The sequence below is a fragment of the Cytobacillus sp. Bac17 genome (genome assembly GCF_024519925.1).
GTDB classification, from domain to species: Bacteria; Bacillota; Bacilli; order Bacillales; family Cytobacillaceae; genus Cytobacillus; species Cytobacillus pseudoceanisediminis.
On record NZ_JALJRC010000002.1, the window covers coordinates 1 to 16,576 of the forward strand.

A 16,576-nucleotide genomic window follows, 5' to 3' on the forward strand; every position below is an offset into this window, starting at 1 on the left:
GACCGGATAGGTCCCCCTTAACTCATCAACCAGTTCATATTTTATTCTTCTGGGTATGTTTCCTCCTCCTTTACCAGATTTGGATACTGCTTTTTTAGAAATTCAACCTGTGCTTTTAAATAATCTCTTTCCTCTTCAACCGATTTAAATTTAGTCCTAGGCCTGCCTTTTAAAGGGTTAGAGACTCCTTTACGCTCATCAAAAGGGACTCCATCTTTCCATTTCTTAACCCACACTTTAAGCTGGCTGCAGTGACGAATTCCCAATTCTTCTGCCAATACTTTATAACTCTTAGACCCATTCACGTATCTCATGACGGCATTATGTTTAAACTCCTCCGAATAGCTATTAAAAGTTTGTCCTTTCTTTGCCATAGAAAAAATCCCCTCCAAGTAGCATTCTTTCCTCCATGATAACATGAAGGTTTTTTTGAATGTCTACTTAAAGGGGACATTAACACTAGCCGGCTTTTTTAAGATAACTATCTAGCAGCTTTTCTTACTCGGATCTTGTCATACCTGTGTAAATAAGGATTAAACGCAGCAATTCCAGCACAGCAACAGCTGCTGCCGCCACATATGTCAATGCAGCTGCATTCAAAACTTTTTTTGTTTCCCGTTCTTCATCGTTTCTGATAATTCCGAGGGACACTACCTGATCCATCGCACGATTAGAAGCATTGAACTCCACAGGAAGAGTGATAACCTGGAATACCACTGCAGCTGCCATAAAGATAATTCCCAGCAGCACCATTCCGCTCAATCCTGCAAAAAAACCGATCATGATCAGAATCCAGGAGAAGTTTGAACCAAGATTTGCAACAGGCACAAGCGCATGGCGAAAACGCAGAAAAACGTAATCCTGATTATCCTGAATTGCATGGCCAACCTCATGGGCCGCAATGGCAGCTGCTGCCACTGAATGGCCATGATAATTTGTTGCTGATAGCCTGACAGTTTTAGAACGCGGATCATAATGATCCGTTAAATGTCCCCTGGTCTCTTCCACGCCAACGTTATATAGGCCATTTTCATCCAGGATTCTTCTGGCTACTTCAGCACCTCTCATTTGTGTGGATGAAGGAATTTTTGAATATTTGCTGTAAGCTCCCTTAACTTTCATTTGTGCCCAGAGCGGAACAAGAATAATTATTGCAAAATAAATGAGATATCCTCCCATTTTGTTACCCCCCATCAAGCTGATCATGTTGAATTTTAACCGCTGGCTTTTCTCTCCAGCATATGAGTAGTTCTAATTATCTTTTTCCCATTTTCCTTTATTGCAAACCGGAAAAGGCGCTCAATTATTCTTTTTGTTCAAAAATAAGGGTGTAGAAATTTTTGAACTTCGAGGACTGTCTAGCTACAGCACCTACCACCTGGAGGTCACAAGCTTGTCTAGTTACGGCTCCTAGGGACTCGGGGTCATAAGCCGTTTCCTTCCTGAAGGAAAAACACCTTCTACAGGAACCATCTTATGCCTGTCGTCCCTGGGCAGTCGCCTCCACTTTTCGGTTTGTCTAGTTGCGGCTCCTAGGGACTCCACATTTCGGGGACTCCCCCCAAAAAGGCAAAGAACACCTTTTCATGAGGCTCGTCTTGTGCTTGAGGCACACAGGACAATGTAGGCTTCGTCAGCAAAAACATCGCACGACCGAAAGCGAAGCTTTTAGGAGGACGTGGCGTTCTTAGTCTGCGTTCCTTTGTGGGCAAGGCGCTTCCTCTTTTCTTATCACGATCTGTTTTTTTGTCTTGCCCTGTCTCCCTTATATTTTCTCCAGCCTACGTAAGATAATGTAATGATGATAATACTCCCGGTTGAAATGATTACCCACCAAAGGGATGGGTCCGTTTCATCTTCTGTCATTTCATCAAAGATTGTCTGCAGATCATTTTCCAATGCCGCCAGCTCCTGCTGACTTGCCTGCTGAGAAAGCACCTGCGGCCGATAATGATCGATAAAATTAATGCGTGCGTTCAGTTTTTGTACCTTTTCGGCATCAACATCAATTTTTAAACTGGGATAAATAACCTCATATAAAGACAAAAAGGAATTCAAATGTGAATGAAAGTTCTCGTTATTGCCTCTGTATGCCGCTTCCTTAACTTCTCCAAATACAGTCATAATCGGCTTCTCCATTTCTGTCCACAAAGGCTGATACTTTGAGGAGATTGCATCCATAACCAGGCGGAACTTTGTTGCATGATTCAGCCGTTCTTCATGGCTCATTGATGTATTGACAGCAGCTTGTACAGCATCATCATGAGAGACTGTAATAATCCGGAGTTCGTCCATTGTAAATGGCCTTTCCTTGCCATTCACAGCAACAAATTGCTCGGAAAAATACTCCAAAAGCTTCTTGGCATCCTCATACCTATGAAGCTTAACCATCTGTAAGGCTTCATTAGATAATTGATCTAATTTATCTATTTGTGTTGTCTTATCCGCAGACACCATTCCAGGCAATAACATAATAATGAATAAGAATGCGATTACTTTTCGCCTCATTAAACTTGTCCCCCCTCAAATTACTATTAGATAAATATGAAAAGAGGGACAAGGTTAGACCAGAAATTAATTCAGCCAGCCAGGATATTTCTTTCAAACAAACGAGGAACCAAATCACTCAATGGTTTGGATTAGGACAATCGGAGCACTATTTCACTATATCCAGACTAAACCGATTCTTTCTTAAGACGAAGTAATAAGCGGTTCCTAATGAAAAAATACTGAGCCAAAATGTAAAGTAGCCAATTTGCGGTGTGTAAAGATTTAAAATAGGATAGCGCGGCAGCATGAAAAAGACATAATCAATTACATCATTATGAAGAGTCCAAATTGCTGTTAAAACTAGATGCCATAGTTTAAAACGGTAGAATGGTGCATACAAAACACCCTGGACTGCCATTGCACCATGCGAGAAGATCAGCATGAGCGCTACAGGATCCAATTCACCTGTCACCTGAAAAACGAGCAAATTCATAACCACAGCCCATATTCCGTATTTAATAAGGGTTACAATAGCTAGCGCTTCAAACAGCGGCCAATTTTTGCCCAATAGAAAGGCGATAAGCACAAACATAAAAAACAGGCTCGCTGTAGGACTGTCCGGTACGAAAGGCAAAAAAATCGGCGGTGTATCGACAAGCTGCCACTTATACCATACATACCCATAGATAGTGCCTGCCGTGTTAATGACCAGTAGCAGTATCAGCATAGCTCTGCTGCCTAATAAAGGATAGATCCATTTCATATTTTGTTCTCCTTCTCTATGTACACGATTATTTCATTATTTTACCACACCAAATGCCTGTAAAAAAAAACGAACAATTTTTGTGCATAAAAAAGAAGCTGGCAGTGCCAGCTTCTTTACAAATTATTTGCTTTCAAGGCCAGAAATAAACTCAGCAAGCTTTTGAAGTTCTTCATCAGTGCCTTTGAACATTCCCGGAGGCATGGCGCCTTTACCGTTTTTAGCAATGTCAGCAACTTCTTCAGGTGTTAATCCAGTATCAACAAGTGCAGGTGAACCTGCTCCACCCTGAAGATCTCCTCCATGGCAGGAAATACAGCCGTTCGCTTCAAAAATCTTGTAGCCTTCGTCCTCTTTATCAAATTCTACTTCAGCTACAATCTTACCTTGCTGTGCAGCAGCTTCCCAGTCATGGTGTGCAACAGACTCCCAAGTCAGGAAAGTGATGCCGGCAAGAGCCAATAGCATGAAGCCAGTTGCTAAAGGACGCTTGGATGGGCGGCGTTCAGGTCCGCGGTCAATGAATGGCGCAAGCAGCAAAGCTCCAAATGCAAGACCCGGTATAATGAAAGCACCGATTGCATTATAAGGTCCTGAAGCATAGCTGTATTTCAGAAGCTGGTACAAGAACAGGAAGTACCAGTCTGGCAGCGGGATATAAGCTGTATCACTAGGATCAGCAATTTTTTCTAATGGTGGCTCATGCGCAATTGTCAAGCATAGGAAACCGATAAGGAATACAGCCCCTACCATCCATTCCTTTAACAGGAAGTTTGGCCAGAATGCTTCTGTTTTTCCTGGATATTCCGAATAGTCTTTCGGGATATTCGGTTTGCGTTCTGCAGGAACACGAGAGTCACCTACGAATTTCATACCTTTACCACGATGCATTGGGCGATTTCCCCTCCTTTTGCAATGATCAAAAAATTATTTCTTACAACGGTCCTGAAATACCCTGTTTACGAATCATAATAAAGTGGGCAGCCATTAACCCGAATAGTGCAGCCGGTAAGAAGAATACATGGATGGCAAAGAATCGGGTGATCGTCTGAGCGCCGACAATATCAGAATGTCCGGCAATAAGTATTTTCAGATATTCTCCAATCAGCGGAGTTGATTCTACGATCTGGATTGTTACTTTTGTAGCGAAAAGGGCTTTCATATCCCAAGGCAATAAGTAACCTGTCAGTCCAAGTGCAAGCATAATGAAGAAAATGAGCACTCCGACAATCCAGTTTAATTCACGGGGCTTCTTATAAGCTCCCTGGAAAAAAACACGTAACGTATGTAGGAACATCATTACGATTACCAAACTTGCTCCCCAGTGGTGCATTCCGCGGACAATCTGTCCAAATGCAACATGGTTCTGAAGATAATACACGGATTCCCATGCATTTTTAATATCCGGAACATAATACATTGTCAGGAACATACCGGATAAAATCTGAATTACAGTTACAAAAAACGTCAGACCGCCAAAACAGTAAACGAATGCAGAGAAATGATGTGCAGGGTTTACATGCTCTGGAACTTCGTGGTCAGCAATATCCCGCCAGATCGGCGTAATATCTAAACGTTCATCTACCCAATCATAAATTTTGTTTAACAATTATTACGCCTCCTTTCGCGGTTCAGCCTTGCCTAAATACAAAAAGCCGTCTTTTTCTGTGTAAGGAAATACATCCAGCGCTGCAACCGGCGGTGTACCTGGAACGTTTGTCCCATCCTTTGTATAAAGGCCGCCATGGCAAGGGCAGTAGAAATGATCAGGGTTTGATTTGTCAGTATTCCAGTCGACTACGCACCCTAAATGCTTACATACTGGAGACAATGCTACAATTTCACCTTTTTCATCCTTATAAACCCAAGCAGTGCCGGTAACTTCGGATGTGTACCAAGCATCCTGCTGTTCAAATGTGTAATCAACCCTTGTTGGCGTTTCAGTAATTTCAGCCACTTTTTGCTTTGTTGGGATAAAATCACTCTCACCAGCTGCCTGCAATACAGGATCGACCGCAAAACGGACCATCGGCATCAGCATGCCAGCTGCCATGAAACCGCCTACACCAGTAAGTGTATAGTTTAGGAATTGACGTCTAGAAACTCGATTTTTGCTCATACTTTTCCCCCCTCTATTATGAAGTTAAGTCCAACGGACAAAATTCAACACAATATAAAACTAGGACATAACAATGATATATCAATCTTTATGTAAGGTCAATATAATCCTTTGGCGAAACATGTAAATAGAGCGGCTCAACATTCACACTATTCACCATTTTGCCACTTTTGCACGAATAAATTCAACAGCTGCTTCACCTGGTCATCCAGAATGGAATTTCGATAGTTTTCATCCATATGCTCAAGAGGCAGGGATGGCAGCCAAATCAAACCTCCTTCCAAGCGGTCTTCAAGGGATTTCCACATGCTATCTGAAGTTAGAAGGAATATGTGCTTAAATCCCTGTGCCTTCAATTCTGCTTCCCATTCACCCAAGCCGCTGAGCAGGCTTTCTTCCCCTGCTGATTTCAGATAGGCATAGCCAGGAAGCATGATCAGACGGCCTCTGAATTGCCGTTCAAGCTGGACACTTAGAAGCGATATAAATTCTGTCATGGCTACAGACTGTTTGATATCATCACCAAATGATACTGGAAGGAGCGGCAGAACTGCAGTGTCTACATATTGCTTTTCTTTAAGGAACATTTCGATATCCTGTGATACCCATTTCATATCATTCACTCCATTACATATATTTGCCTCCCTTAATATATCATTAATGCTTAGAGTGCTTCAAATCAGATTACGCTATAGGGCGCAGACAAAAATAAGAGCCCTGCTTTTATAAAAGCAAGGCTTAGGTTGTTTCTAATTTATTCAGCTGCTGAGTCAAAATGTTAAAAGCTTTTTTATCCTGCTTATCCAGTGCTTCATCAATCAGCTCAAGGAGTTTTTCTCTTCTGAACTTCTCCAGGCTTTCTGTCAGGAACCTTTCCGCGATCAGCCGGTCCTTTTCATTAATCTGAAGTGTTTTAGGCATAAAGGGATTTTCCTCCATGACAGCTGCATACTGATGGGCCTTGTTGGAAGCATGGAAATTAAGCTGAATGTAAATCTCTTCATCCCTGTTTAAGCGGATATCATGGAAGGACTTCTCCGCATCTGTAGTCATTACATTCTCTTTATAAAAACGGAAAGGAACTTCATCCACACAGTGGGCGGACATGATCAGGCCTCTTGGACAATACTGTGCCTGTTCCACAAAATGCACCTTCTCCATAAGCTGGTCATGGCTCATCAAATAATTGAGAATCCATACGCATTCTCTTCTTTTGAGCTGATAATGGTTTAAAAACCAGCGGATAAAATCTTTCTTCTCGTTGACAGATACAGGGGTCGCCATTTTTGATTCCCTCCTCTGCTTACAGACAAATTTGGCCTAACTGAAATTACAATAAGGGCACCATACGCTAAAAAAACAGCTGCCTTATTTAATCAAGAAAATCATCAGTGAGTCTTTCCAGAACATCGAGGTACTCTTCATTGCCTGGCTCCAGTTTGATTAATGTATTAAAAATTTCGGCAGCCTCTTCCCTTTTTCCTTCCTCTGCTAAAAAATATCCGTAATCTGAAAGAAAATCAGGCTGCTGTTTAAAGAAAGTATATGCAAGCTGGTATTTGTTTAATGCCTCTGAATATTCTTCAGTATGCTGAAAGGCAACAGCTGAATCCCATATAAGCTGCGGCTCTTCAAGCTCGTTCAAAATATCAGTGATCTCGATTACATCTTCATATCTTTCCTGCTGCAGAAGCAGTCTATTTAAATAAATGGCTGCCTGGACATATTCGGGATCCAGTGCAAGAGCCTGTCTGAACATATCTTCAGCTTCTTTTTCATTGCCATTTTTCAGGGCAAGCTTACCGCCATAGAAAAATAGTTCTTTATTAAATTCGTCCAGTTTAATGCCTTCCTTTACCGCTTCAAGGCCTTTTCCAGCCTCTTCCTCCCTCTCATATGCCTGGGCAAGATATAAATACAGTGAATGATACTCGGGGTCCAGATCCTTCAGTTCTGTCAACTTTTCAATTGCTGTACGGTTAAAGCCCGCTTGCAGCGCTGTAAAAGCATAGCTGAAAAGGGTATTAATCTCCAGTTTATCAGCAAGCGCTTTTTCGTAAAATGGAAGGGCTTCTTCAAATGCTCCTCCTGCGCTGAGAATATCCGCCATTCTCTGATTTACATTTATCCCCGCAATGACTTCCTCTTTACCGAGAACATTTTCGTAAATCCGCTTTGCTTCCAGGAATCTTCCCTGCTCTGCATAAAGTTCTCCCAAAGCAAAATCTACAATTACTTCTTCAGGTAATATTTCTTTTGCTTTCAGCAGCTTTTGTTCGCTGACTTCGAATAGACCATCCATTTGATAAAGGTCTGCTAATAGAAGAAGCGACTGCGGAAAGCTTGGATCATGCTCATTTATTCTTTCAAGGACGAGGATGGCTTCCTCTTCATTTCCCAGATCAATATGTGTTTCAGCTAACAGAACGAGCAGTTCCCCTTCTTCCGGATATGCTTCCAGAAGACGTTCATATAATGCTTTTGATTCTTCAAGGAACCCATACTGGAACAGTTCTTCTGCCAGCAGGAACCTTTCTTCATGTGAACCATCCAGCAGTATTAGCTGATAGCTCTCCAATGCTTCTTCGTGATGACCGTTTTCTAAAAGAGTAATGATTTTATTTACTTTATCCATACTAAATTCCTTTCGAATGCTAATCGGCTATTTTAAAGTAAGCTGGCGTACTGATATTAACATGCTCGCCTGACCCTGAACGGAAAACCACTTCTTGCCCGGCTCGTATCACTTTCCCCCTCAGTACAGAAACAGCAAGTTTATCTCTATGATAATGAAACAGCTGTGATTCTTCAACGGTAAGACCTTCTGCAGGTTTTTCATATAAATTATAGCTGATTTCACCACCCTGATGGATATTTCCTTTTAACGGGTAAATTCCTGCTTTGGAAAGGACTGACCGGGATAGCGGTTCGTGTTCATTCAGCTCATTTGGCATGGAAGGGATTTTCTGCTCCTGCATCATTTTTTTCCATAATGTATTAATTCTGCTTTTCTCCTTTTCATTCCTGCTTGCAAAGATTGGGGAAAGCGGGCAATTATAAGGAAACATGGCTTCCCGCAGCCACCCCCATGGTACAGCTTCAAGCTCCTTTGCATCCTGTATTTCAACAAAAACAACAGGAACCCTTTCCCTCTTGCATCTTCTAATAAATGAAGGTGTGAGGAGACGGACAGGAATCTTAACACCAATAATATAATCGATTGGACTGCTTAACAAACTTGCCTTAAAGCATTTCAGGTCACTCTTCATGGAATATTCATGCTTTACAGGTGCGGCTGTTAGGAAGGCTGTACAGCCTTTTAATAGGAACTCCCTTATATAATACTCTTTGAGTTCAATAAAAGGCTTTTCCAGCGGTATAGATGTATCCAGAACCACAAATCCTGCAGCCATAATAAATGCAGCGGCATCCATTCTGGCAAACTGAAACCTTTTCATTTCTGCCTGCATCAGTGAAATCTCATTATTCTTGATCAGCAGTGATGTTTTTATCAGCTTGTCTTCCTTTAAAATATTTGCATTCTCAATAATATAAGTCATAAAACCACCCTCTAAAACGGTCTTATGACAAGCTATGAATTTTTCTCGCAAATATGACTGATTCAATAGAAAAAGAGCTGCAGGAAATCAGCTCTTTTTTAAATGACAAGAATGTCCAAAATTCCGAAGTTTGATAACTATCAGCGCAAGCAGCCTGCCTCCTCGATGTGCCGGGGCGTGCAAGGCGCTTACAGCTTTTCTTACGTCTCCGAAATCAGGCTTTCAAAATGCTCAAAAAACGACGGATAGGATACAGAAATAGCTTCTTTCTGTTGAAGCTGAACTTCCCCCTTTGAAATGGCAGCGGCAACTGCAAGCATCATGCCGATTCGATGGTCCCCATGGCTTGAAACAGTACCTCCAGAAAGGGATGACCTCCCTTTGATCACCATTCCATCTTCCGTAGCAGTAATATCGGCTCCAAGCTTTGACAGTTCCTTGACAACCGTATCAATGCGATTCGTTTCCTTGACTTTAAGTTCTTCTGCATCCTTGATAACTGTTTCTCCCTCTGCCTGTGTTGCGAGCAGGGCTATAATAGGAATTTCATCGATAAGCCGGGGAATGAGCGCCCCTTCGATAACGGTTCCTTTAAGAGTGGATGTTCTAATGGTAATATCTCCTGCGGGCTCGGCTAAGCCATTTTCATATGGCTCAATGCTAATATTTGCACCCATCTGCTGCAATACCTCAATGATGCCGGTTCTTGTAGGATTGAGCCCGACGTTTTTCAGTTTAATCTCACTGTTAGGCACAATGGCTCCTGCAGCCAGGAAGAAGGCAGCAGAAGATATATCGCCTGGAACATGGATTTCCGTCCCTGTTAGCGTTTGACCGCCTTTAATCCGAATGGTATGCCCATCTGCTGCAACTTCCCCGCCAAATTGCTTAATCATTCTTTCGGTATGATCACGCGTCTTCATAGGTTCAATAATGACTGTTTCCCCACTGGCCTGCAGGCCGGCAAAGAGCAGCGAGGATTTTACCTGTGCGCTCGCTACAGGAAGCTCGTATGCTGCCCCGGCCAACGGTCCGCCAATTACTGATAAAGGGGTAAATTCACCATTCTTCCTGCCATAAATCTTCGCCCCAAATAAACTAAGCGGTGCGGTAACTCTTGTCATTGGCCTTTTTGCAATTGATTCATCCCCGACAAGGACTGAATGGAATGGACGGCCAGCCAGGATTCCCATCATAAGGCGAATGGTTGTACCGGAATTGCCAACATCCAGAATAGCTTCGGGTTCATGTAATCCATCCATCCCCTTCCCCATAATTGTGACTTTATTGCCTTCCTGTTCAATAGATACACCCAGCTTTCTAAAGCAGGCTATCGTACTTAAGCAGTCCTCACCAAGCAGGAAATTGGTTACAACAGTCTTTCCCTTTGCAATTGATCCAAACATCACAGATCGATGAGATATGGATTTATCACCTGGTACCGCAATTTCTCCGCTTAATCCCTTAAGATTTGTCCTTAAATTTGCCGGAATCATATTAATCACCCTTTGCTGGTTTATAAAGGTCTTCCCTGCTGAACTATAGACCGATGGTTGTTTCATAGCTTGTATATTGTTCTAAGCAATTAATGGCCCGTTCCCGGTCCTCTTCAGTTTGAAAGCTGATAACCAAAACTCCATAAATTTCTTCTCTTGTTTCCAGAATTCTGATATTCGTAATGCTGATTTCTTCCTTAGCTAAATATCCAGTTATTTCTGAAATGACACCTGGGTAGTCCGGCACATCGACGAAGAGATCATAAAATGCCGGAATTGCGCCTTTTTCTTTTTGCGGCAGTTCATCCCTGAACAATTTTGCACGGAGGAAATACTCAAAAATGCCCTCACTGTTTTCTTGCCTGAGGATTGATTTAACATTCTCCATTTCCTCCTGCCAATCCTCCATTAACTTAAGAAGCACTTCTTTATTCTGAAGCAGGATATCTCTCCACATTGCAGGGCTGCTGGAGGCAATCCTGGTAATATCCCTGAATCCGCCGGCAGCCAGTCTTGGAATCAGCTTTTGTGAACGGCTTGTTTTTTCTGCCTGATGCACTAGAGAAGCAGCCACCATGTGCGGAAAATGGCTCACAATACCAGTTATATAATCATGTTCTTCAGGCGATAAGATTAGAAATTTTGCTTTCGTCCCTGTGAGCCATTCTTTTAACCTTTCAACCTCTGCCGTGGAAACGTGCTCTTCAGGAGTGAGCAGATAAAAGGCATTTTCAAAAAGCAATGCTTTTGCTGCAGTAACACCGCTCTTATGAGAGCCAGCCATTGGGTGGCCTCCGATAAACGTAATTCCTTTTTCCTTCAGTACCTTAGCGCAGCTGACAATTTCCTTTTTAGTGCTGCCTGCATCCGAGATGATGACCGTGTTTTTTAATTCACACTCTTTTAATATATGTATAATTTTTTGTGTCTCCTGCACAGGTGCAGCTATTAAAATTAAATCGGCGTCCCTTGCTCCATCCTCAATTGTAGAAGAAATTCCATCTGCGACCCCAAGCATTTCAGCAAGGCGTCCCTGCTCTTTATTTACATCAAAGCCGATGATCATGCTTTCACTATGGCTTCTTTTTATCGATAATGCCAAAGAACCGCCGATCAAACCAAGGCCGATAATAAAGATTTTCCCTCTCATCCTCTCACCGCCTTATTAAAAATAATTCAGAGGCATCTATATGCCTCTGAATGGATATCAAAAAGTATTAATACCAAGAACCCATATTGCCTACAATGCTGCAGCCTGCTTTGCAAGGTATTGATCCATGGCGGCAAGCACACCATCATTCTGTTCCTTGGAACCTACTGTGACACGGACATATCCCTGGAAGCCAAGTGCTTTGCCGGAGCGGACGATATACCCTTTTTCAAGCAAAAATTGAAACACTTCATTTGAATCTGCATTAAAGTTGATTAAAATGAAATTTCCCTGTGAAGGGTAGTATTCCAGTCCATGTGCTTCACAGAAAGCATAGAATTGTTCCAGCCCTTCCCGATTTTTCTGTCTGCACTCTTCGATAAAGTTCTGATCCCCTATGGCTGCAGTTGCTGCAGCCTGAGCAAACTTGTTTACATTGAACGGCTCCCTAACCGGCTCAAGAGCTTTGATAGTTTGAGGATCTGCAATTCCATAGCCTACCCGAAGGCTTGCTAAGCCATAAATTTTCGAAAATGTACGAAGGACAATCAAATTTTCGAATTTCCGGATCAAATCCAATGCATTGTAGTAATCCTCAGCAATAACATATTCATAATAAGCTTCATCAAGGACTATCAATACATCACGAGGCACCTTTTGCAGAAAGGAAAGCAATGAAGATTCATTAACATAGTTTCCTGTCGGATTGTTTGGACTGCAAACCCATACTACAGCTGTATTTTCATCAATTGCAGCCAGCATTCCATCAAGATCATGTCCCCCATCAACTAATGGAATTTCCCTGATCTCGGCCCCTTCTACTACAGCATTATGCCTATATTGAGGGAATGTTGGCGCAGCCATAACAGTATTTGTTTCCGGGCTTAATAAAGCTCTGGAAATCATTTGAATAATTTCATCCGATCCGTTTCCAAAAATCAGCTGATCTTCCTGTATGCTTAAGTGTCCAGCCAGAGCAGTCCGCAGTTCAGAAGCATAGCCATCGGGATACAGCGCAAAAAATGATGTCGACTGATTCATAGTAAAAAGAACTTTTTCAGAGCATCCAAACGGATTTTCATTTGAAGCAAGCTTAACTATTTTATCCAGACCGTATTCCTTTTTTACTTGATCAATTGATTTTCCCGGCTGGTAAGGAGTTAAATTCAATAGCTGTTCCTTCCATTTCATTCAAATCCACCTCTTTTTATCACTTTTACTTATTATCGTATTAAAGCATTGTTTGATTTGCTCCTATATTATCACAAAACTCTCCATTAAGGAGAGTCTGTGGTCTTTAGATCTGGCCGGAGCTGGATGGCTTCACGCAAATATATATGGCAGATATTCTCCTGAGGGACATCTATATTCACATGCATCATTACCCTAATACAATTACGAAGTGACCCTTCAACAGGTATTTCCCTCATGCACATGACAGGAACATAGGTCCAGCCCTCTATTGAACGCATTGCCTTTGCGGGAAAGGCTGCTGTTAATTCTTCCGTAACGGATATGAATACAGAAGCAACATCCTCAGAATTAATCTTATTCTCCTGAATCATTTGTCTGATCAGCATCTCAGTTGCCTCTAATATCTCAGATTCACTATTCTTATCTACGGTGACGGCTCCCCTCACCCCTCGAATCACTTGCAGCACCTCCCAAAGCTGATTCACCAGCCTTTTTATCTCTTAGTAATAAAGTCTTCCTTGTTTATTTTAAAAATACTGCGAGCTCCTGCAGAATAAAATCATCAGAAACCTGGTGTATAACGGGACTGCCCACTTCTTTCAAAAGAACAAAGCGGACATTCTGGCCTTCTGATTTTTTATCCTGCTTCATCCGTTCCAGCAGTTTTGAATGTGATAAATCTTCCGGGAGATCCGTTTGGTAGCCAAGCTGATCAAGCCAGCACCGGAATTCGTTAACATCAAAACGCAGATCAAGCATTTTATTGCTTAATTGGAGTGCGAATAGCATTCCTACTGCAACAGATTCTCCATGTGTCCATTCTCCATAGCCTTTTTCTGCTTCGATTGCATGACCCAAGGTATGGCCGAAATTCAAGAATGCGCGAACACCAGCTTCCTTTTCGTCCTCAGCAACAATCATGCCTTTGATTTCTATCCCCTTTGTAAGCATTCCGCTTAATTCATCAGAAGGAAGCCCTTCAAGCGAGCGGATGTTGTCTTTAAGACTCAAATAAAAGTTCATATCATGTATCAAGCTATGCTTTATTACTTCTGCAAACCCTGAGCGCACCTCTTTTGGAGGAAGGGAATCAAGAAAATTCAAATCATAAAATACAGCTTGAGGCTGATAAAAGGATCCCACCATATTTTTTCCTGAAGGATGGTTGATGGCCACTTTCCCCCCAACGGCGCTATCATGCGCCAAAATGGTAGTAGGAATCTGAATGAAGGGTATCCCCCTCATAAATGTGGCAGCCATGAAACCTCCCAAATCTCCGACAGCCCCCCCGCCAAACGCCAGAATAAGAGATTTTCGGTCAAGTTTATGTTCCAAAGCAAATGACAAGCATTGATAGTAAACTTCAAATGTCTTTGCTCTCTCCCCGCTTGGCACTGTGCAGACTTTTGCATCTAAACCCTTAAGTGCTGTTTCCAGCACAGGCAGATGTATGGCCCGGACCGTTTCATCTGTGATTATCATTAAATTGGTCAGAGCCGGAAAAGTATCTTTAATATATGATCCCAATCCCTCAATTGCTCCTGACCCTATATAAACTGGATAGGTCCTCCCGGGGGTTTTGATTGAAATACTATTCATTAAAACTCCCTCGCAAATTTTCTTTGCTGCTCAACCGAAGCTTTTAATGCTTCGAAACGGTCAGAATAAAATTGATCCACAATAGCTGAAGCCAATTCCCAGGCAATTACATTTTCTGCAACGACTGCAGCTGCAGGTACTGCACAGCTGTCAGAACGCTCTATGCTTGCTGAGAAGGGTTCCTTTGTTTCAATATCGACACTTTGAAGAGGCTTATAGAGGGTAGGAATTGGTTTCATCACTCCTCTGACAACAATAGGCATACCCGTTGTCATGCCCCCTTCTAAGCCGCCAAGCCGGTTCGTTTTCCGATAATAGCCTTTTTCTGGATCCCATGTGATCTCATCATGAACTTCACTTCCAGGCTTCCTTGCAGCCTCAAAGCCAATGCCAAACTCAACACCTTTAAACGCATTAATGCTCACCATTGCCCCTGCAAGCTTTGAATCGAGCTTGCGGTCATAGTGTACATAACTTCCGACACCCGGAGGCATGCCTTCAACAATAACTTCTACTACTCCGCCAATGGAATCCCCATTTTCTTTCGCGGAATCAATGGCATCCATCATTTTTTGGCCGGCATTCTGATCCAGACAGCGAACAGGAGATTCTTCTGTGATTTCCTTTAACTCTTTTAGTGAAGAATAATCTCTTTTGCTTGAAACAACCCGGCCAATTTCAATAACATGGGCTGCAACTTCAATCCCCAATTCAGAGAGCAGTTTTTTGGCAGCTGCACCGGCTGCCACCCTCACTGTCGTTTCCCTGGCTGAAGATCGCTCCAGCACATTCCTCATATCCCTGTGCCCATATTTAAGTGCTCCATTTAAGTCAGCATGGCCTGGACGGGGACGCGATATTTTTCTCTTCACTTCACCCTCATCCTCAGGACTTAGAGGGTCCTGGCCCATAATCTTTGTCCAATGCTTCCAATCATTATTCTCAACCACAAGTGCCACCGGCGATCCTAATGTATATCCATGCCTGATCCCCGCTGTTATTTGAACAGTATCCTTTTCAATTTGCATCCTTCTGCCTCTGCCATAGCCTTTCTGGCGTCTGGCAAGTTCTTCATTTATATCTGAATCAATCAGCGGCATTCCTGCAGGCAGCCCTTCAATTATAGTGGTCAGCTGTGGTCCGTGAGATTCACCAGATGTAAGATATCTCAAAACTCTTTCCCCCTTCAACTCATTAAAGGATTATGTATCAATATAACATAATGATAAATATAAGAATAGATAAAATTGAAAATTCCTATAATATTTTATTTCTTCTTATGAATGGAGCCATTTTAACACGAATAGATATTTACTACAAAACGGAGAAAAACAAAAGAAAGAGGATGTCAGAAAATCATCCCCTATGCGGTTAGTTTTTTTATTCTTTTCTATAAAAAAAGGTTTCAGCAGATTCCAAGTGATAGCGGCCTGAGTTAAAAATCTGTTCAGTACTCCCAACAAAGAATATGCCATCTTTTCTTAATGCGCTGCTGAATTTATGATAAAGCTGATCCTTTGCTTCCTCTGTAAAATAAATAAGAACGTTCCTGCATACAATTAAATCGAACGGCCCGCCAAAATCGTCTGCAAGGAGATTTTGCTTTTTAAAAATTACCGTCTTTTTTATATCCTCGGATATTTTAAATAAACTTCCTTCACGCCCAAAGAACTTCTGTCTCATGGTTTCAGGAACCTCATTAAGCGAACGCTCAGGGTATACACCCATCCGGGCCCTCGCCAGGGCATTTTCATCAATATCTGTTGCAGTAATCTTTATTTGGGATAGCGGCAGCATTTTTGATAAAATCATGGCAATTGTATAAGGCTCTTCACCAGTGGAGCATGCTGCGCTCCAGATTTTCAAATTCCTATTCTGCTCTAATAATCCCGGCAGGATTTTTTTTTCGAGCACCTCCCATCTCTGTGCATTACGGTAAAATTCGGAAACATTTATCGTCATCCTGTCCAAAAAATCATTCAGGAGTTCTCTATCCTTGACTATGCCATTAAAAAAATCTCCAAATGAATTAAAGCCTTTTTTCTCATACAATGAAATGAGCCTTCTTTTCATTTGTGCTTCTTTGTACAGAGATAGATCGATTCCTGTTTTTCTTTTAATATTTAGAATAAAATCCTGATAATCGTTAGCCATTCCTTTTCCCCTCTTATACTAATTGGTGAGCTTTTTGACTTCTATCTATGC

Annotated in this window: 18 protein-coding genes; all 18 read right to left on the bottom strand. The window is 42.1% G+C overall.

Features of this window, described 5'->3' with window-relative positions:
• Positions 1-41 precede the first annotated feature (41 nt).
• The 18 genes from NR125_RS04275 to NR125_RS04360 all read right to left on the bottom strand — a co-directional run bounded on the left by NR125_RS04275 (position 42) and on the right by NR125_RS04360 (position 16,525).
• The gene (locus tag NR125_RS04275) at positions 42-374 is read right to left on the bottom strand and encodes a transposase (protein WP_053432801.1); all 333 of its coding nucleotides are present in this window, start codon (positions 372-374) and stop codon (positions 42-44) included.
• A 124-nt stretch (positions 375-498) separates the two neighbouring features.
• The gene (locus NR125_RS04280) at positions 499-1,179 is read right to left on the bottom strand and encodes a zinc metallopeptidase (protein WP_009332732.1); all 681 of its coding nucleotides are present in this window, start codon (positions 1,177-1,179) and stop codon (positions 499-501) included.
• A gap of 552 nt (positions 1,180-1,731) precedes the next feature.
• A complete protein-coding gene (gene ypjB, locus NR125_RS04285) occupies positions 1,732-2,508 on the bottom strand; it encodes a sporulation protein YpjB (RefSeq protein WP_009332733.1) in 777 nt (258 codons plus the stop codon).
• A gap of 148 nt (positions 2,509-2,656) precedes the next feature.
• A complete protein-coding gene (gene lhaT, locus NR125_RS04290; RefSeq protein WP_009332734.1) occupies positions 2,657-3,253 on the bottom strand; it encodes a lipoprotein heptaprenylglyceryl N-acetyltransferase LhaT in 597 nt (198 codons plus the stop codon).
• A gap of 123 nt (positions 3,254-3,376) precedes the next feature.
• The gene (locus NR125_RS04295) at positions 3,377-4,144 is read right to left on the bottom strand and encodes a menaquinol-cytochrome c reductase cytochrome b/c subunit (protein ID WP_009332735.1); all 768 of its coding nucleotides are present in this window, start codon (positions 4,142-4,144) and stop codon (positions 3,377-3,379) included.
• A 43-nt stretch (positions 4,145-4,187) separates the two neighbouring features.
• Positions 4,188-4,862: a menaquinol-cytochrome c reductase cytochrome b subunit gene (qcrB, locus tag NR125_RS04300; RefSeq protein ID WP_009332736.1), complete on the bottom strand. Its 675-nt coding sequence runs from the start codon at positions 4,860-4,862 to the stop codon at positions 4,188-4,190.
• Between the two features lie 3 nt (positions 4,863-4,865).
• Entirely contained in the window at positions 4,866-5,372 is a 507-nt protein-coding gene (locus tag NR125_RS04305) for a Rieske (2Fe-2S) protein (RefSeq protein WP_009332737.1), read from the bottom strand.
• A gap of 149 nt (positions 5,373-5,521) precedes the next feature.
• Positions 5,522-5,986, bottom strand: coding sequence for a YpiF family protein (locus tag NR125_RS04310; protein ID WP_009332738.1), 465 nt, complete (start codon positions 5,984-5,986; stop codon positions 5,522-5,524).
• A gap of 124 nt (positions 5,987-6,110) precedes the next feature.
• Positions 6,111-6,656: a ReoY family proteolytic degradation factor gene (locus NR125_RS04315; protein WP_009332739.1), complete on the bottom strand. Its 546-nt coding sequence runs from the start codon at positions 6,654-6,656 to the stop codon at positions 6,111-6,113.
• A gap of 88 nt (positions 6,657-6,744) precedes the next feature.
• Positions 6,745-8,007: a tetratricopeptide repeat protein gene (locus NR125_RS04320; RefSeq protein ID WP_192907743.1), complete on the bottom strand. Its 1,263-nt coding sequence runs from the start codon at positions 8,005-8,007 to the stop codon at positions 6,745-6,747.
• A gap of 19 nt (positions 8,008-8,026) precedes the next feature.
• Positions 8,027-8,932 carry a hypothetical protein gene (locus NR125_RS04325; RefSeq protein ID WP_019380391.1) on the bottom strand — a complete coding sequence of 302 codons (906 nt, stop codon included), beginning with the start codon at positions 8,930-8,932 and terminating at the stop codon, positions 8,027-8,029.
• Positions 8,933-9,132: 200 nt separating this feature from the next.
• Entirely contained in the window at positions 9,133-10,428 is a 1,296-nt protein-coding gene (gene aroA / locus NR125_RS04330) for a 3-phosphoshikimate 1-carboxyvinyltransferase (protein WP_009332742.1), read from the bottom strand.
• A gap of 43 nt (positions 10,429-10,471) precedes the next feature.
• Positions 10,472-11,578 carry a prephenate dehydrogenase gene (locus NR125_RS04335; protein ID WP_256814767.1) on the bottom strand — a complete coding sequence of 369 codons (1,107 nt, stop codon included), beginning with the start codon at positions 11,576-11,578 and terminating at the stop codon, positions 10,472-10,474.
• A 90-nt stretch (positions 11,579-11,668) separates the two neighbouring features.
• Positions 11,669-12,769 (bottom strand): histidinol-phosphate transaminase, encoded by a 1,101-nt coding sequence (gene hisC, locus NR125_RS04340; protein ID WP_192907744.1) that lies wholly within the window; start codon positions 12,767-12,769, stop codon positions 11,669-11,671.
• An 86-nt stretch (positions 12,770-12,855) separates the two neighbouring features.
• A complete protein-coding gene (aroH, locus tag NR125_RS04345) occupies positions 12,856-13,230 on the bottom strand; it encodes a chorismate mutase (RefSeq protein ID WP_009332745.1) in 375 nt (124 codons plus the stop codon).
• A gap of 64 nt (positions 13,231-13,294) precedes the next feature.
• Positions 13,295-14,371, bottom strand: a complete 1,077-nt coding sequence (gene aroB / locus NR125_RS04350; RefSeq protein ID WP_192907745.1) for a 3-dehydroquinate synthase — start codon at positions 14,369-14,371, stop codon at positions 13,295-13,297.
• A complete protein-coding gene (gene aroC / locus NR125_RS04355) occupies positions 14,371-15,543 on the bottom strand; it encodes a chorismate synthase (RefSeq protein WP_192907746.1) in 1,173 nt (390 codons plus the stop codon). The genes aroB and aroC overlap by 1 nt, the downstream gene beginning before the upstream one ends.
• Positions 15,544-15,751: 208 nt before the next feature.
• The gene (locus NR125_RS04360) at positions 15,752-16,525 is read right to left on the bottom strand and encodes a CheR family methyltransferase (protein WP_009332748.1); all 774 of its coding nucleotides are present in this window, start codon (positions 16,523-16,525) and stop codon (positions 15,752-15,754) included.
• Positions 16,526-16,576 lie beyond the last annotated feature (51 nt).

Bases quoted from the DNA above. Each gene is read 5' to 3' on its own strand.
- NR125_RS04325 (WP_019380391.1), bottom strand. From the start codon at position 8,932: ATGACTTATATTATTGAGAATGCAAATATTTTAAAGGAAGACAAGCTG.
- aroA (WP_009332742.1), bottom strand. From the start codon at position 10,428: ATGATTCCGGCAAATTTAAGGACAAATCTTAAGGGATTAAGCGGAGAA.
- NR125_RS04305 (WP_009332737.1), bottom strand. From the start codon at position 5,372: ATGAGCAAAAATCGAGTTTCTAGACGTCAATTCCTAAACTATACACTT.
- NR125_RS04295 (WP_009332735.1), bottom strand. From the start codon at position 4,144: ATGCATCGTGGTAAAGGTATGAAATTCGTAGGTGACTCTCGTGTTCCT.
- NR125_RS04280 (WP_009332732.1), bottom strand. From the start codon at position 1,179: ATGGGAGGATATCTCATTTATTTTGCAATAATTATTCTTGTTCCGCTC.
- NR125_RS04320 (WP_192907743.1), bottom strand. From the start codon at position 8,007: ATGGATAAAGTAAATAAAATCATTACTCTTTTAGAAAACGGTCATCAC.
- NR125_RS04275 (WP_053432801.1), bottom strand. From the start codon at position 374: ATGGCAAAGAAAGGACAAACTTTTAATAGCTATTCGGAGGAGTTTAAA.
- NR125_RS04310 (WP_009332738.1), bottom strand. From the start codon at position 5,986: ATGAAATGGGTATCACAGGATATCGAAATGTTCCTTAAAGAAAAGCAA.
- aroB (WP_192907745.1), bottom strand. From the start codon at position 14,371: ATGAATAGTATTTCAATCAAAACCCCCGGGAGGACCTATCCAGTTTAT.
- ypjB (WP_009332733.1), bottom strand. From the start codon at position 2,508: ATGAGGCGAAAAGTAATCGCATTCTTATTCATTATTATGTTATTGCCT.
- NR125_RS04315 (WP_009332739.1), bottom strand. From the start codon at position 6,656: ATGGCGACCCCTGTATCTGTCAACGAGAAGAAAGATTTTATCCGCTGG.
- NR125_RS04360 (WP_009332748.1), bottom strand. From the start codon at position 16,525: ATGGCTAACGATTATCAGGATTTTATTCTAAATATTAAAAGAAAAACA.
- lhaT (WP_009332734.1), bottom strand. From the start codon at position 3,253: ATGAAATGGATCTATCCTTTATTAGGCAGCAGAGCTATGCTGATACTG.
- NR125_RS04335 (WP_256814767.1), bottom strand. From the start codon at position 11,578: ATGAGAGGGAAAATCTTTATTATCGGCCTTGGTTTGATCGGCGGTTCT.
- hisC (WP_192907744.1), bottom strand. From the start codon at position 12,769: ATGAAATGGAAGGAACAGCTATTGAATTTAACTCCTTACCAGCCGGGA.